Genomic DNA, 17099 nt, shown 5'->3' on the forward strand with positions numbered 1-17099 from the left:
AAAAAATCAATGCGCGGTATACTTAAGTCGGTTCTGCTTTGGGGCCTCTGTAGCAGTCTTACCCTTCTCAAGGGGCAGAGCAGTGGCCCGGAATCAATGCTGCGTGAAGGATCCATTGCTTCCCTGGAGATTCAGAACAAAAGCGACCCCAGGGCGCTGGATTTACTGCGCAAAGTGGAGAAAAAGGCCTTTGAGAACTCTCCCGAGAGTTTGGAAGGCTACCGCTTTACGCAGTACGAGAAAATGCGCTTCGATTTGCATCCCGATTCGGTGCAAAGTTTTAACCGCTCCACGCGCGCACTAACTCTGGAAAAAGCTACGCGTACACAACCATCCAAGAAGCAGCGCGATTCGCTTCGCGCCCTAGAGCTTCTTAGCCTCAACCGCAGCAGTGCTTTGTTTCTGTTTGAAAGGGCTCAGGAATTTACCTATAGCAAAGGGGCGGGACTAAAATCCCGAGTACTGGATTCGCGCATAGCTGGTCTGAAGGATCCTCCCTATGCCCTGCTTGCACTACGTGGAGAAACACAGGGGCTTGCAAAGGAGCTACAATCAGAGAGTTTTCCCATCTATCGTTACTTTTTATCCGACACCATACAGACCGAGGGTCGAGAGTATTGGGTGGTTCGTTTCCGGGAGGTTAAGAAAAACCGGCCTTCTGGTTCTAGACGCTACAGCGGCTCGGTTTGGATCGATTCAAGCACTTTGGGCGTTAGAAGAATAGAGAGTCAGGGCACTGGACCTTTCGAAGCTTCCAAGGTTAGGGACTACCGATTGGTAAGTGGAAAATGGTTTCTCCAGCACGAATCACTACGGTTTGAATCCGAGCGTTTTTCCACTATGCTTGCCCAGACGGCCGGGTTAGGTTCCGCGGATTTTGCCCGTTATTTCACTCTTGAATCTTATTACAGCGACTTCTATGCAGGTCCGGTTTCTCTTCCAAGGCAAATGTATGAGCTAAGCGTCGATTCCCCATCGCAAGACGCATTGGCCTTGTACCGCCAAGAGGAGCTATCATCAAGGGAAGAAGCTACCTACCGAGTGCTGGATAGTGTGGGAAGAGGAAAGCAATGGCAAGGGAAAGCGAATTTTCTAGGGACGCTGCTTAAAGGCAGGATCCAGCTGGGTCCGGTGGATATTTTGGCCGACCGTCTGCTGGGCTTGAACCAGGTGGAAGGACTGCGCACCGGTGTGGGGATTGAACTGAACGAACATTTTCATCCTCGTTTCAGGCCCTCAGGATACCTGGCCTACGGTTGGAAGGACCAGAGGTTAAAATACGGACTGGAAATGAAATACCGCACTTCCAAAATGTGGCACAGTATACTTGGAGTTTATTACAAAGACGATGTGAAGGCAGCAGGAAGGTTTAGTGAGACGCTTTGGAATTTTCGTATGAAGCTGCTCAATGCGGGTGTGAATTTAAAGAATCCCCGTTTCTATTCTTATCAGGGGGGTGGTGTATTTTACGAATACGATGTAAGTTCGGATCTTTCCTTTCGCCTGGAAGCAGACCACTACCGTGAAGAGGCGCTCTTTCCCTACACCTTCAATAGGCTTGAAGGTCCGCTACGAAATACGCAACTAAGTCTTACGGCGCATTATGCGCCCTTTAACCGCAGTGTGATGACGCACCAAGGGAAATACACCTACCAATACCAACTGCCTGAAGTTTTCTTTAATTTTTCCCAGGGTCTGAAAGCAATGGATGGAGCCCACCGGTATAGTAAGATACAGCTCCTAGCCAACCACCAGCTAAAGAGCGCATTAGGAGAAAGCCATATACGCATGTACGGAGGACTAGTGAGTGGGTCGGTGCCTCTTTGGCATCACTTTGAAATGAATGGGCTGGCAGGAAGCGATCCAGGACTGCATTTCAATCTTACTTCCTATTTAGGCTTTGCTACCATGCCTGCCGGAGTGTATTACAGTAGCAAGATGGCCGGCACCTACCTTTCCCATGAGCTTCCCTTTACCTTCAAGAGCCTGGGGAGTCACTATTCCAGCTTTAATGTGGTGTACCGCGCAGCGATTGGCTCCAGTATAGACCCCACCATACACCAGCTAGCTTTTCGGTCGCTGGAAAAGCCCTACCAGGAAGTAGGTCTAGAGTGGAATAATTTCTTAAGCACACGCTTCAATTTGGGGGCATTCTACCGGGTAGGGCACTACCAAACCAATACTTTTAAAGAGAATTTTGCACTGCAACTCAAGTTCAGTCTCTTAGGTTTTTAGAGGGCAAATTTCTAGACATGCGGGTTTTCCAGGACCACGGCATAGCCCTGACCTACTCCTATGCACATGGTAACCAGTGCATAGCGCTTGTTTTGAAGTGAAAGTTCCAGTGCAGCAGAATGAAGGATACGTGCCCCGCTCATACCCAGAGGGTGTCCCAGAGCGATGGCGCCACCGTTGCAATTAAGACGTGGATCCTCAGGGGAGATTTGCATTTCTTTCAAGCACGCTAACACCTGCGCAGCAAAGGCCTCATTAATCTCAATGATATCCATCTGCGCCAGAGAAAGTCCTGCGCGGGAAAGAGCCAAAGCACTGGCCTGTACAGGACCTATGCCCATCACGGAGGGTTCAACGCCACTTACCCCGGAAGACACGATGCGTGCCAGCGGGCTAAGTCCGTAGTCTTTTACGGCGTAGTCCGAGGCTATAAGCAGTGCAGCCGCACCGTCGTTGAGGCCTGAGGCATTGCCGGCGGTAACCGTACCGTTTTTCTTGAATGCCGCACGTAAACGTGCAAGTCCTTCCATGGTGGTATGTGGTTTGAGAAATTCGTCCTTACTAAATTCCAGGGGATCGGATTTTCGCTGAGCAACAAGCACAGGAGTGATTTCCTTGGAGAAACGTCCCCGTTGCTGGGCAGCAAAGGCTTTTTGTTGCGACTGCACGGCAAAGGCGTCTTGCATTTCGCGGCTGATGCCGTAGCGTTCTGCCAGGTTTTCTGCCGTTTGGCCCATCCCTTCGCAACCGTAAAGTGCTTCCATCCGGGGATTGATGAAACGCCATCCAAAGCTGGAATCAAACATTTCCTGGCCCGTGGAATATGCCTCGTGCGCTTTTGAAAGCACGTACGGAGCACGGCTCATACCCTCCACGCCGCCTGCTATAAACAGGTGGCCTTCCTGGGCGCGAACCGCCCGGTGGGCCTGCACTACCGCACTCATTCCCGAGGCACAAAGGCGGTTGATCGTCTCACCAGGTACTTCCACGGGCATTCCTGCCAAAAGCAATGCCATCCTTGCTACATTACGGTTGTCCTCCCCGGCTTGATTGGCACATCCAATCAGTACATCGTCCGTTTTCTCCCACGGGACGTTTGGGTGCTTTGCCAGTAGTGCAGCAAGGACCTGCGATAGTAAATCGTCGGTACGAACGGCCGAGAGGGTACCTTTAAAATTGCCTATGGCAGATCTAAGACCTGAGATGATGTACGCGGAGTTAGAAGACATAAAGAATGATGTATTTTAGTAGGGCAAAAGATACATATTTTCGGTTTTCCCGCAAAGCTCTTCGTATTTTAAGCGGTGCAGTCGGGGGAGAAAAAAAACAGATATTTATCAGTAAGAGGATTTTAGACTTTAAAAATTCGCTACCTTTAAGTAGTTTAAATTGTTCAACCTTAAAAACATACAGCTATGCACGAGAATGTAGTCGTTAAGCAGAGACTTAACGCACCTGTAGCAAAAGTTTGGAACGCGCTCACGGACCGCGAGGAAATGAAGAACTGGTATTTTGATATTCCTGATTTCAAATTGGATATGCATCATGAATTCAATTTTTTTGAACCGGGAGGGGAAAAATTCCACCACCATGGCGAGATTTTGGAGATTATACCGGAGCGTAAATTGAAACACTCCTGGTCGTATCCTGAATTTTCCAAAGAGAAAACCCTGGTACGCTGGGAATTGGAACCTGTGGGCGAGTATACGGAGGTGACTCTCACCCATAAGGGTTTGGAAAATTTCGAGCACCTAGGCGTAGACTTCCGCAAGGAAAGTTTCGAACAAGGCTGGAAAGACATAGTGGGTAAGCAACTAAAGCAATACGTGGAAAAATAGAGTTCAAAGACTTTTTCGTTAGGCACAACTCCAGGCCGGTCCCCATAAGGACCGGTTTTTTTTGGCAGGACCGGCAGTGTGATGGATGTAAAAAACAGTAACTTTGCTGCAATAAACTTTAATCCATCAGAATGAAACAAACGCTGATTTTAGCTCTTGTAGCTTCTCTTTTTCTTGTAAGCTGTACAAAGGACAAGGAAATTTTAAATGTTCTAAATACCTACAACCTCGAAATGGAATCTAAGGGTTACGTACTAGGGGAGACCATTGAACTACCCCAGGAAGTAACGCAGAATGCCAAGACAATAACGCTTAGTTTCGGGGATCAATCGACCGATAAATTGGTGGTCGACCCCAAGTTCTTTCTTCTTGGAGACAACGCAGTGACTTTTCAGGTGGAGACCTCCTCAGGAGAGGTTCTTTCCCAGGATGCTACCATCAACGTATTTGCAAAAAATCCCGAAAAGGAGCAAAACTTCGAAATCGTACAGCAGTACCCCCACGACACCTCCCTATTTACTCAGGGGTTCTATTTGGAGGGAAATACCATCTACGAAAGTGACGGAAAGAACGGGGGGTCCCGCTTGGTAACTTATCCGCTGGGAAGCACAACCCTTTCCCAAGTAACGATGCAGCCTCAGGATGTTTTTGCGGAAGGACTCGCCGTGGTGGGTGATAAGATCTTTCAACTTACCTGGTACAACAAGAAAGGATTTATCTATGACAAAAATACCTTAAACCTTCTTGGTGAATTCCCGTATCCTGGAATGATGGGAGAGGGCTGGGGTCTTACTTTTGACGGGAAGCAGCTAATCGCCTCCGACGGTAGTAAGAATCTCTATTTTCTAGATTCAGAGAACCCTTCCACTATCCTTAAAGTCATTGGAGTGGCAGGGCATAAAGAGGTATTCTCGCAGCTCAATGAGCTGGAATACCATAAAGGTTTTATCTATGCCAATGTATGGCAAAAACCCATCGTGCTGAAGATCGACCCTGCTTTTGGTGAAGTGGTGGCAACGTATGATTTTTCCCAGCTTGCCTTAAAGCACACTACCGGAAACGACGATGTACTCAATGGGATTACCTTCAAAGGCGAGAATATGCTCGTTACCGGAAAGAACTGGCCTACCATCTACGAGGTACGAACCAATTAATTAAAGTAGGAGCAAAGTAGGATAAAATCTACAGTACACTCTTGTACGCGTCGTAAAAAGTGCTTTATCTTTACCGCTTTGTTTGGATCCACCCCTGGACTGCGGCCACAGGATTTTACTAATTAAAAGCAATTACAACAACAGAATGCATATAGCTATTACCGGAAATATTGGAGCAGGAAAAACCACTCTCACCACTATGTTAGCCAAGCACTATGGCTGGGAGGCGCAGTTTGAGGATGTAGACCACAATCCCTATCTAGAGGATTTCTACGCCGATATGAGCAAGTGGAGCTTTGCGCTTCAGATTTATTTTCTGGGAAGCCGATTCCGCCAGGTGAAGGAAATTCGCGAAAGCGGTAAGAACATCGTACAGGACCGTACGATTTACGAAGATGCCCATATTTTTGCAGAAAACCTAAGTGATATGGGACTGCTCACCGAGCGCGATTTTAAAAATTATTCCTCCGTATTCGAGCTGATGAAGTCTTTTGTTCTTGCACCCGATCTGCTTATTTACCTCAAGAGTGATGTGCCTAATCTGGTAAAAAAAATATACAAAAGGGGTAGAGACTACGAGGCCTCCATTTCCATTGAGTACCTCTCTAAACTGAACCAGAAGTACGAAAAATGGATATCGGGATACCAGGAAGGAAAGCTGCTGGTAATTGAGGTGGACGAGCTGGACTTTGTAGAAAGACCGGAGGATTTTGGGTATATTCTCGAGCGTATCGAATCCCAGATGCACGGATTGTTTTAAAAGAAAGTACCATGCTAAAGATTTTGCACCATCCATCGTGTTCCAAAAGCAGAAAAATTCTGGAAATTCTCGACGAGAATGCTGTGGAGTTTGAACTTATAGATTTTGTCGCAGAGCCTCTCTCCCCCGAGGAGATTCAGGTACTTGTACGTAAGCACGGTGAGCCCTACGAATCTTTAGTGCGAACGCAGGATCCACTATTCAAGGAGCGATATGAGGGTATGGAATTCTCTGCGGAAAATGTGGCTCGTCTCCTAGAGCAGTCCAGGGAGCTTCTCCAAAGACCCATTGCCGTGTCGGGTGGTGTGGCCATGGTGCTGCGGCCGTCCGAAAGGCTCTACTATTTTTTCAAAAAATAAGGAGTTATGGGAACTGCAGAGAAGATATATATCAAAAACATGGTGTGCAACCGGTGCATACTAGCTGTGGAACGGGAACTTGAGCTCATGGAGCTTTCCGATTTTAAGGTACTTTTAGGAGAAGTACATCTGCCCTCTGCACTTAGTAAATCGCAGCAAAGCCACTTGCGGATGCGCCTGGAGAACCTTGGATTTGAAATCCTGGACGAGCGTAAGGCGCAACTCATAGAACAAATCAAGCAAACGGTACGCGCAATGGTATACCGCGAGCCCGGGGCCCCAGCAGTCAATCTCTCTCAGCTCATTACCGAGAAGATACCCTACGACTATTCCTACCTTTCTTCGCTATTTTCCCATACCGAAGGTATTACAATAGAGAAGTACACTATTGGAGTGAAGATCGAGAGGGTGAAGGAACTTCTGGTGTACGGAGAGCTCTCCTTAAGCGAAATAGCCCTTACTATGGACTATTCCAGTGTGGCCTACCTAAGCAATCAGTTCAAGAAAATTACCGGCCTTTCGCCCAGTCATTTCAAAGCCATTGGTAAGATTAAAAGAACGCCATTGGATAAGATTTAAAGGCAGTGGTCCAAAAACTTCGTAATTCAAATCCTAAGTATTACAACAGAGGCTTGTACATCTTATCGCATCTTTGTATCTACAAATAGATACTAAGTACACGATGCAATCAAAATCCTATACTATACCGCTCCAAGGCGTGGACAGTGCCCACTGTGCACAAATTATCGAGCGCGCACTATGCAAGCTTCAGGGCGTGGAATCGGCCACAGTGGAAGTAAACAACAACCGGGCAGTAGTTCTGGCCACAGGACCCAAGTCGCTCGATGCGGTTATTAAGACGGTACGAAGCCTAGGGTATGAGGTGCCTACCGCACAGATCGCGTATCCTGTCTTGGGCATGACCTGCGCTTCGTGCGCCACAAGTGCCCAAAAGGTGGTTTCCCGCCAGCCGGGAGTCATTGAGGCTTCGGTAAACTATGGAAACGGTATGCTTTCCGCACAGTATATGGTGGGAGAGACCAGTTCTAATGAGCTGAAGGCGGCCCTGGTGAAAGCCGGTTACGATCTGCTCCTGGAAGAAGCCGACCAAAGGGCCGTTTCCCTGGAAACCATTCAAAAGGAAAAAGTACGCGAGCTTCGCCGTGCCACCTACTATTCCCTGGCCCTAGCACTGCCTGTAGTGGTTATTGGAATGTTCTTTATGAATATGCCTTATGCCAATACCATCATGCTGCTCTTCTCCACCCCGGTAGTGCTTTATTTCGGACGGGGATTTTTTCAAAACGCGTGGAAACAGGCGCGCCACGGGACTGCAAACATGGACACCCTGGTAGCGCTCAGTACAGGTATTGCCTATCTGTTCTCGCTGGTGAACATGCTGTTTGCTAAGCAACTAATGCAGATGGGCATTCATCCCCATGTGTATTTCGAGGCCGCTGCAGTAATTATAGCCTTTATCCTTCTTGGTAAATTACTCGAAGAGCGGGCCAAGGGCCAGACCTCCGAGGCTATTAAAAAACTTATGGACCTCCAACCACAGCAGGTACGGCTGGTGCGCGGGGACGGCACCTTTCATACCGCACCTTTGCAGCAGGTGGGCACAGGAGAGAGAATTGCAGTGTTGCCTGGAGAGAAAATCCCGCTGGACGGAGAGGTGGTAGCAGGGGAATCCTATGTAGATGAGAGCATGCTCACGGGGGAGAGCATAGCGGCCGTAAAAAAAATGGGCACCGCTGTATTTGCAGGTACCATCAACCAGAAAGGCAGTCTGGAGATTGTAACCACAAAAGTAGGTAAGGATACGCTGCTTTCCAAGATCATCTCCGCGGTTCAAAGTGCGCAAGGAAGTAAAGCGCCCGTACAGAAGATTGTGGACCGTATTGCCGCAGTATTTGTTCCCGTAGTTGTCTTACTCTCTGTCCTGACCTTTGTGCTCTGGTCTTTTTCTGGCGTAGAAAATGCCATGGTTCAGGGACTGATTGCAGCAATCACGGTACTGGTTATCGCATGTCCTTGCGCGCTTGGACTCGCTACCCCTACGGCAATAATGGTAGGTATGGGCAAAGGAGCGCAGGAGGGAATTTTAATCAAAGATGCACAGAGCCTCGAGCTTTCAAAAAAGATAACGGCTGTGGTACTGGACAAGACAGGAACGATCACCAAGGGGGCACCGTCGGTAAAGAAGACCTACGCAGCAGAAACTTCTGTACAGTGGCAGAGCATTCTCTTTTCCCTAGAGCACCAAAGTGAACATCCTCTGGCGCAGGCCATTGTTGGTTTCTTTAACAAGGTTTCTTTGCTTCCCGTAACGGATTTTAAAAGTATTACGGGTCGAGGTATTTCCGGAACGATTAATGGCGAGCAGTATTTTGTTGGTAACAGGGACCTTATGGTAGAACAGCAGCTCACCATCGGGGAGGAGTTCGAGCAAAAAGCAGAGGATTGGAGTAAGCACGCCGTCACTGTAGTGTACTTGGCCTCTGCTACCGCAGTGGTGGCCATTGTGGGAATTGCGGACCAGATCAAAGCCACTTCCAAAAGCGCCGTGGCTGATCTACGCAGTATGGGCATTGAGATCCATATGCTCACGGGAGATAATGCGTGGGTGGCCCACAGTGTGGCAGATGAGGTGGGGATTAAACATATCAAGGCCGGAGTTCTTCCAGAAGAAAAGGCCAATTATGTCAAGAATCTCCAGAAAGAGGGCCATACGGTGGCCATGGTAGGGGACGGCATTAACGACAGTACGGCACTTGCCACAGCCGACGTGAGTATTGCCATGGGGCAAGGAAGTGACATTGCGATGGATGTGGCCATGGTTACGCTGCTAACATCAGACTTATCCAAGGTACCTGAGGCTATTCGTCTTTCCCGAAGTACGGTGGCTACCATTCGTCAAAATCTGTTTTGGGCTTTTGTATACAACGTGATTGGAATACCAATTGCAGCAGGTATACTGTATCCGGTGAATGGATTCCTGCTTAATCCGATGCTGGCCGGAGCGGCCATGGCCCTCTCCAGTGTAAGTGTGGTAAGTAATTCGCTGCGTCTTAAGCTAAAGAGCATCCGCTAGGATACTAAAGACACAGAAAAAAAATAGAAATTCATAGTAAATTAACTAGCTAAACCAAACAACTAAACAAACTTGATTATGGAACAAGACACACTGAAATTCAAAACCGATTTAAACTGCGGTAACTGCGTAAGCAAAGTACAGAAAGAACTCGATACCTTACTTGGAGAAGGTAACTGGAAAGTAGATACCGCGCACGAGGACAAAATCTTAACCACCACTTCCACGCAAATTGACTCAGAACAGATCATTGAGGCAGTCGAGAGCTACGGCTTTGAAGCGGAGAGGATCTAATACCTAATACAGAAGTTTACGAAGGGCGGGTTCCAGTTTTGGATAAAGCAGGGGAATTCCCGCCTTTTCCATTTTTTGATTCGAGACCCGGCTGCCTTCCAAAAGTATGCTGCTCATTTCTCCGAGTACGCCGCGCAAGACTACTGAAGGTACGGCCAACGGGATAAATAACTTCCCATTAACTTGGGCAAGAGTCTTCATAAATTCACGATTGGTAGGAATTTCGCTTGCAACTGCGTTGAGTGCACCCTCTATCTGCGGATTTTCGAGACTGTGGAGGTATACCGAAACCAAATCTTCTATATGGATCCATGGAAAGTACTGCCTGCCGCTACCGACTGGAGAGGAGAGGTGAAAGTCTGAGAGCAATTTTAACGGTTTGAAACTACCCCCGTCCTTACTAAGTACCGGGGCCGTTCGAATTTTTACTACTCGCTCGCTATGGGGAGAAAAACTATCGGCCGCTGCTTCCCACTTTTCACATACTAGGGAAAGAAAATCCTTGGAAACGGCAGGGTCCTGCTCGGTGAATATCTTGGTAGTGGTTACAGTACCGTAGTAGTTAGTACCTGAGGCACTTATAAAAGCTTTTAACTTCTGTCCGGTTTTTTCAAGCTGCTCCCGCAGGAACTGGGCCGAATCTACCCTTGAGGAGAGAATTTCCTCCTTGTATTTCTCGGTCCAACGTTTTGCTATACTAGCGCCTGCTAAGTGCACTATACAGTCCACTCCGTTAAGGGCACCCGGATCTATTTGCTTTTTTTGATAGTTCCATAAGAATGTGCCGGGATCGTCCGATTTTGCACGTACCAATATCCGGACTTCATGTCCGCGCTGCTTAAGTTTTTTAACCAGTGCCGTTCCGACAAGACCGGTCCCGCCGGTTAATAGTACCACCATAACTTTACTTTAAAGCATAATCACTCCTTCGATTTCAGAGACCTTCTTATAGAGCTCCACCACATGGTTGGCATCGAGTACAAACGCAGTGATACTGGCCGAAAGGTATTTGGCATTTTTACTCTCCCGGGTGGAGATCGTGTATTTCACCTTATCGAAAGCTTGGTAGAGCTCAATGAGTTTGGTGTGCTCGTTAGGAAATATGAATTTATAATGGTAGTCTTCAGGAAAATTGTGGTTCTCCTCCAATTTCTCTTTCAGTGAGCGGTAAAATTCCTCGGGATCCTGCCCCGAAGTATCCGCATTTAGTAGTTTACTCATAATACAATTTAAGGATCCTTATTCTAACCGGAATGGATCACCAAAGTTAGAGATAATTTTTATTCCCTACTGCTTTTGAATAGCATCCAGAAGTTGGATGGAGTTTTGCTGTTCGTGCTGCTCCACAAGCTTGAAGAGTCCGTTGACTAGCTGCTCACTGGCAAGTCTACTTAAAGGTGAGGTAGCACTCATTGCGGAATTCGAACCCAAAATGGATCCCAGTATCTGGTTGCCTTGCAGAGCCATATTGATGGAACTAACGATTCCAAATTCATTGAGCTTCTGATCCACTTTAGGTTGGATTGCCAGCATGAGCTGCTCGGCGGTTTTCTCCTTAAGTAGCATCGTGGCAGCACCTTTTCCGCCATTAGCAACCCTTTGTACATCTTCGGCAGTAAGGCTGTTTACTGCATTAACCAAAATAGGTTCGGCGATATTTACAGTATAGGCAGCCGCCTCAGCTATGTACTCCCTTTCTTTCTGCACCAGGGAGGGTGCGATTTTTTCCAGTACCGAGTTGATTTGCCTTAGCTCGCTGGGCAGTGCCTGATCGATTAGATTGTTTTGTAAAAATGCATTCTTGTCAGCGAATATTCCTAATCCCTTAGTAATTCCCCCCAATAGAATTTGCTTTAAAATGGATAGCCCTATGCTAGAAGTAGCCAGTGCAAGGCAGGACTGTGTGGTGGTGGCTAAGGTCGCTACCCCCACAGTGGCAATCATTACGGTCTTGATTTTCATTTTGTGTCTTTTTAGAGTGTTGGATAAGAGGACTTTCAAATATTACGCCAAGATGAATATTGCGCAAAAGTAGTTAGATGTTATGCTGTAAATAAATCCTTTACTAATGAGGATTTTTGTAAATTAATTTCTAAATTTGAGATAATATTTCTGGTGTTCAGAAATCAAAGGCCATGAAAAATTAATTCAAATGCTAACTATATGAAAAACAGTAATCTTAAGTTTCCTTGCCTGATTGCCGCTTTCTACTTTGGAGTAAGTGTACAGGCACAGACGACTCAGGACACGGTACGCGAACAGCGTATCGATGAGGTGGTTGTGATCGGTTACGGTACTGCCAAGAAAAGGGACCTAGCAGGTTCGATTGTCAAAGTGGACGGTCAGCTTGTAGCGGACAAACCCTCTTCCAATCCGGTGAATGCGCTGCAGGGTAAAGTTGCGGGGGTCTCCATTGTGAACTCCGGGCAGCCAGGCTCCCAGGCCGACGTGAGGATCCGTGGTACGGTGACGATCAACCAGACCCAGCCGCAATACATTGTGGACGGGGTTTTTGTAGACAACATTGACTTTGTTAATCCCAACGACATTGAGTCGATGGAGATTCTTAAGGATCCTTCGTCTTTAGCTATCTTCGGAAGCCGCGGTGCGAATGGTGCCATTATCATTACGACCAAAAGAGGGCGTAGCGGACGTACTAATGTAAATCTTTACTCCTCGGTAGGAGTGAAATCATTTGACGGCCGGCCGGACGTAACCAATGGGGACCAGTACCGCATGCTCTACAACGAAGACATGGTAAACCAAGGTCTTTCACCGTACGATGGCTTTAATATGTTCAACGCCAATACCAATTGGGTGGACCTTATCACCAATAAAGGAGCGATGGTAGCCAACCACGGGGTGTCTATTTCTAACGGTAACGATAAAAACAGGGTAAGCTTCTCTTTTGGATACCAAACAGAAGAAGGTTCCATTAAGTACGAGGACTACTCCCGTATGACCCTCAAGTTCAACGACGATCTTAAGATTACCGATAATATCCGTGCAGGGGTAGGGTTTACGGGTTCATTTTCAAAGCTTCCACAAACCCGTTCCTTTGGTTCAGCTCTAAATGCTACGCCAGTAGTTGAGCCGATCAATACCATGGCTGGAGATTACTACGGTATGTATAATTCGCTTCCGCAGGAATTAGGTGCGGCGCAAATCGCCAACCCTCTGGCTTTCATAGAAGGACAAAAACATACCCAGAAGGACAAGGAGATGCAGTTCAATCCAAACTTATACTTTGAATTTGACTTCCTGGAAAATTTCACTTTCCGCTCCAGTTTCTATGGTCAGTTCCGTCAGAGAAACGGAAGAGGGTACGATCCTATATTTGACCTCTATGTGCCGGAAACCAATTCCACGACTCCATTTATAAGTAGAATCCTTACGGGGGTGCGTCAGCACGAAAACCGTACGCAGTCCTTCCAACAGGACCACTTACTTACCTATAGAAATCGTTTCGGAAAACACGATCTGACCGCCATGGCTGGTTTCACCAGTATGTACGACGACTATTATGCACTAAGTGCTTCAGCGCGCGGAAGTCTCTCCTCACCGCTAGGTCAGATTCCGTACGATCCAAGGTTCTGGTACATCAGTTCGGATTATGTGGATTCCACAACCAAGGAGGTGAAGAGCGAGCAGAACAAAGCGACGCAAACTGCCGTCCTGGGTCGAATACTTTATAACTACGACAATAAATACATCCTTAACGGCTCTATTCGTAACGATGCGTCCTCGCGACTTTCTCCAAGCAACAGAAACCAGATGTTCTGGTCATTAGGTGCTGCGTGGGAAGTAACAAGAGAGAGTTTCATGGACAATCAAACCGTATTCGATCTTTTAAAACTTAAGGGATCTATAGGAACACTGGGTAATCAGTTCGTTCCTGAAAACTATCTGTACTATCCAACATACCAAGAAGGAGGTACCGGTGTGTTCAACGGGTTTTTATATCCTGCATTTATAAAAGCGTTTGAGGAAAATGAAAATCTCAAGTGGGAAGAAATTGAATCCTACGAAGTGGGCCTAGAGTCTATGATGGTGGGCCGTAAGCTGTCTTTCGATGCCACGTACTACAACAAGCAGACCAACGATCTTCTCACCTACGTACAAGGAACTACCAGTTTCTTTACCAATGCGGGTTCTATCCAATCCAATGGTTTTGAATTCACCGCCGGATGGAAAGACAGAATCTCGGACAATTTTAATTATTATTTAAATGCCAACCTTACCACGACCAACACGGAAGTGTTAAGCGTGTTTGAAGACGGGTACGAAGTGTTCTCCGGTCCTGCCATATTTAGAAAGGGAGCTCCTGTAGGAGCGTTCTACGGCTATGTGGTGGACGGGGTATACCAGTCCTATGCCGACATTCTCGCCTCTCCACCCACTACCATCGGTGACGTAGGCCCAGGTGATTTGAAATACCGCGATATCAACGGGGACGGCTCCATTACTCCGGACGACCGTACCATTATTGGAGACCCAACTCCTGATTTTACCTACGGTTTCAGTGTAGGAGGAGACTACAAAGGGTTCTACATGAATGCTGATTTCTTTGGTGTGTACGGAAACGAAGTGTTCCGGACATGGGGGAACGGGAATTCATTTGCACCGTTTAACTACCGTACCGAACGTTTGGACCGCTGGACAGGACCTGGTACTTCCAACTGGGAGCCTAGAAGCTACAGTAAATCTGCGTACAACCGTGAGAACTCCACCTATATGATTGAGGACGGTAGCTTCTTTAGAATCCGAAATGTACAGTTAGGATATAATTTTAACAGAGATTTAATCGAAGGTCTTAACATTCAGGCCCTTAAAGTGTATTTTAATGTTCAGAATCTAAAAACGTGGGATCATGTGAACGGATTTACTCCGGAATCAGGAGGTTCGGCCCTTCAGTTCGGAGTGAACGGCAGCGGCTATCCAAACCCTAGGGTGACCAGTTTTGGTGTGAATGTAACTTTCTAAAAACAACATTATGAATAAGAATATAATCCGAGTTTTCCTGCTTGCAGGACTATTAAGCTCTACGGCAGGAGTAGTTAGCAGCTGTAGCAGCGATTATCTTGATCTCAAACCGGAAGGAAGACCTACCGTGGGCGAAGTTCCCATCGGAGGATTTGAAGCCCAGGCCTTCGGTTTGTACAGTACCTTACGTACGGAAGGAGGTATTGCAGATTTCACCAAAATATGGGTTAGTATCATCAGAAGCGACGATTCCAATAAAGGTAGCTCCGAATCCGATGCGGCCAACGACGGCAACGTTTTCGATCGTTTTGCCTACGTCCCTACCAACGGACATATCACCAATACCTGGAACGGCCACTACAAACTGATATTTGACGCCAACGAACTCATCAATGACGCGTTGGAATCGGGCGACACCTCACAAGGGACCCTGACCAACATAGCAGAAGCAAAAGCCATACGCGCCTACGCCTATTTTGAACTGCGCAGAAACTATGGGGAAGTTCCGGTGATCTTAAAATCCATTGACAACCCACAGGACGAAATCGCTCCCAAAAATACGGTAGCAGAAGTAGATGCGCAGATCGAGAAAGATTTCACGGAAGCCATCGAATCCCTTCCGGTACAGTGGCCTTCCGCGTATTGGGGACGGGCAACTAAAGGGATGGCGCAGGCCTACCTCGCCAAACTCTACCTTTACCAGCGTAATTGGTCCAAAGCATTAGAACTTACCGAGGCCGTCATTGGCTCTGGAGCCTACACCTTAAATTCTTCCTACGATAAGGAATTCTCCAAGGAAGGGAACAATTCCAGGGAGTCGGTGTTCGAGGTGCAGAAAACCTACGACTATCCTACCAAATATAGCAACAATTTCTACGAATCGCAGGGGGTTCGTGGTTCCGGTGAATGGGATTTAGGATGGGGATTCAATGTGCCTTCCGAGGATTTTGTGGCTGCGTACGAGGCAGGTGACCTACGTAAGAAAACCACTATACTTGAGAGCGGTAAGCCGGATATCTACGGAATAAAAACCCTACCGGATTCTCCACCACTGGCGCAGAAATACTGGAACGGTAAAGCCTATACACTGCCAAGTGAACGTGAATTTTATGGCCAGAATAAAAACCATTGGGAGAACATTAAATTCATGAGATACGCGGATGTACTGCTTATGGCTGCCGAGGCCGCCAATGAGATTGGCCAGACTTCGAAAGCCGCTACGTATGTGAATCAGGTGCGTGTACGCGCAGGTCTTTCTAATACGACGGCTTCAGGTCAGCTGGCCATGCGCGATGCGATCAAGCACGAGCGAAGAGTTGAGTTTGGAATGGAATTCGAGCGTTTTTACGACTTGGTACGTTGGGGTGATGCCATTACTGTTTTGGCTTCCAAAGGGTATACCGACCGTAACAAATACCTTCCTATCCCGCAGGAAGCCATTGACAAGAGTCAGGGAATACTAACGCAAAATCCAAATTATTAACCGTTAATTTAAACAGCAATGAATAAGATTGTAAGTCAATTATTATATGTGCTTTCCTTCCTTGCGGTATTTTCCTGCCAAGATTTGGAGAGACCGGAACTGGGAGACTATCCTACGGATGCCAACCCGGTTGGAGGGCCTTTGAAGTTCTACGTAGCTTTTGATGGAGAGAGCACCAATCCGCTGATGAACGCGGTGGACAGTATACGTGCAAAATTCCCAAGCAGTAATCCACTTACTTCAGTAGAAGGAGCGAATGGACTAGCCGTTCAGGGGGAGCAGTACAAATATGTGAAATACACTAGTGCAAACGATTTTGCAGCCACTGCAGGCAGTTTCACTGTATCGGTTTGGGCTAAGAAAGGGGAACTTAAAACCGACCATATTTTCAGTATGCCGGCTGTATCAGGTTACCACTGGTCTCAAGGTTCCATGTTTCTTCTTACTGAAGGTTCGGTGTCTTCCCCGGTTGTGAAGTTTTTCGTAAAAGATGCTACGGGTGAAAAATGGTTTGAATGGTTAGGGGCCAATGCAGTCGCTGGACTGTACGACGGTAACTGGCACCATCTTGCGTTCGTCTACGACGGTACTACCTCCAAGATGACACTTTATAAGGACGGAGTAGCGCTAGGATTTCAGCCAGAATGGACCAACCATGGGAATGTAAAACTCGAGGAATCCAAAATTACAGGTCTTAAGATTGGCGCCGGGCCACAGGAATTCACTGCCGAGCAGATTGAAGCAGGTGCAGGGGATTGGCTGAAAAACTCCTGGACGGGAGGAATCGATCAATTCCGTATGTATTCGGTGGCGCTTTCTGCGCAAGAAGTACAGTCGCTGTACACACAAAAACGTTAATTAACTATCTAACTTCAGGTATGGAAGCCTATACGCATGGG

15 protein-coding genes are annotated in these 17099 nt (G+C 47.2%); 11 read left to right on the forward strand and 4 right to left on the reverse strand.

What is annotated here, in order from left to right; genetic code table 11:
* The first annotated feature begins 9 nt into the window (after positions 1-9).
* Entirely contained in the window at positions 10-2235 is a 2226-nt protein-coding gene (locus tag IC612_RS00095; protein WP_194738134.1) for a hypothetical protein, read from the forward strand.
* A gap of 11 nt (positions 2236-2246) precedes the next feature.
* Here the strand turns inward: IC612_RS00095 and IC612_RS00100 are convergent, their stop codons facing one another.
* Positions 2247-3464, reverse strand: a complete 1218-nt coding sequence (locus tag IC612_RS00100; RefSeq protein ID WP_194738135.1) for an acetyl-CoA C-acyltransferase — start codon at positions 3462-3464, stop codon at positions 2247-2249.
* Between the two features lie 186 nt (positions 3465-3650).
* Between IC612_RS00100 and IC612_RS00105 the strand changes: the two genes are divergently transcribed.
* The 7 genes from IC612_RS00105 (at position 3651) to IC612_RS00135 (ending at position 9734) form a co-directional block, all read left to right on the forward strand.
* Positions 3651-4073, forward strand: a complete 423-nt coding sequence (locus tag IC612_RS00105) for an SRPBCC family protein (RefSeq protein WP_194738136.1) — start codon at positions 3651-3653, stop codon at positions 4071-4073.
* Between the two features lie 131 nt (positions 4074-4204).
* On the forward strand, positions 4205-5227 hold the full coding sequence (locus tag IC612_RS00110) for a glutaminyl-peptide cyclotransferase (RefSeq protein ID WP_194738137.1): 1023 nt from the start codon (positions 4205-4207) through the stop codon (positions 5225-5227).
* 145 nt (positions 5228-5372) lie between these two features.
* Complete coding sequence (locus tag IC612_RS00115) at positions 5373-5987, forward strand: deoxynucleoside kinase (protein ID WP_194738138.1); 615 nt, start codon at positions 5373-5375, stop codon at positions 5985-5987.
* Positions 5988-5998: 11 nt separating this feature from the next.
* Entirely contained in the window at positions 5999-6346 is a 348-nt protein-coding gene (locus IC612_RS00120) for an arsenate reductase family protein (protein ID WP_194738139.1), read from the forward strand.
* 6 nt (positions 6347-6352) lie between these two features.
* The gene (locus IC612_RS00125; protein ID WP_194738140.1) at positions 6353-6925 is read left to right on the forward strand and encodes a helix-turn-helix domain-containing protein; all 573 of its coding nucleotides are present in this window, start codon (positions 6353-6355) and stop codon (positions 6923-6925) included.
* 103 nt (positions 6926-7028) lie between these two features.
* Entirely contained in the window at positions 7029-9440 is a 2412-nt protein-coding gene (locus tag IC612_RS00130; protein WP_194738141.1) for a heavy metal translocating P-type ATPase, read from the forward strand.
* A 78-nt stretch (positions 9441-9518) separates the two neighbouring features.
* Positions 9519-9734, forward strand: coding sequence for a heavy-metal-associated domain-containing protein (locus IC612_RS00135; protein WP_194738142.1), 216 nt, complete (start codon positions 9519-9521; stop codon positions 9732-9734).
* A gap of 3 nt (positions 9735-9737) precedes the next feature.
* Here IC612_RS00135 and IC612_RS00140 read toward each other — a convergent pair whose 3' ends face one another.
* The 3 genes from IC612_RS00140 to IC612_RS00150 all read right to left on the reverse strand — a co-directional run bounded on the left by IC612_RS00140 (position 9738) and on the right by IC612_RS00150 (position 11696).
* Positions 9738-10634, reverse strand: a complete 897-nt coding sequence (locus IC612_RS00140; protein ID WP_194738143.1) for a TIGR01777 family oxidoreductase — start codon at positions 10632-10634, stop codon at positions 9738-9740.
* Positions 10635-10643: 9 nt separating this feature from the next.
* Complete coding sequence (locus tag IC612_RS00145; protein ID WP_194738144.1) at positions 10644-10955, reverse strand: DUF493 family protein; 312 nt, start codon at positions 10953-10955, stop codon at positions 10644-10646.
* 66 nt (positions 10956-11021) lie between these two features.
* Complete coding sequence (locus IC612_RS00150) at positions 11022-11696, reverse strand: DUF4197 family protein (protein ID WP_194738145.1); 675 nt, start codon at positions 11694-11696, stop codon at positions 11022-11024.
* A 201-nt stretch (positions 11697-11897) separates the two neighbouring features.
* Between IC612_RS00150 and IC612_RS00155 the strand changes: the two genes are divergently transcribed.
* Genes IC612_RS00155 through IC612_RS00165 form a run of 3 tightly spaced genes read left to right on the forward strand, consistent with a single transcriptional unit; the run spans position 11898 to position 17058 of the window.
* The gene (locus IC612_RS00155; protein WP_194738146.1) at positions 11898-14717 is read left to right on the forward strand and encodes a SusC/RagA family TonB-linked outer membrane protein; all 2820 of its coding nucleotides are present in this window, start codon (positions 11898-11900) and stop codon (positions 14715-14717) included.
* Between the two features lie 10 nt (positions 14718-14727).
* The gene (locus IC612_RS00160; protein WP_194738147.1) at positions 14728-16200 is read left to right on the forward strand and encodes a RagB/SusD family nutrient uptake outer membrane protein; all 1473 of its coding nucleotides are present in this window, start codon (positions 14728-14730) and stop codon (positions 16198-16200) included.
* Positions 16201-16218: 18 nt separating this feature from the next.
* Positions 16219-17058, forward strand: coding sequence for a LamG domain-containing protein (locus tag IC612_RS00165; RefSeq protein WP_194738148.1), 840 nt, complete (start codon positions 16219-16221; stop codon positions 17056-17058).
* The last annotated feature ends 41 nt before the right edge of the window (positions 17059-17099 follow it).

Origin of the sequence: Planobacterium oryzisoli (assembly GCF_015354315.1) — a bacterium.
Lineage (GTDB): Bacteria > Bacteroidota > Bacteroidia > Flavobacteriales > Weeksellaceae > Planobacterium_A > Planobacterium_A oryzisoli.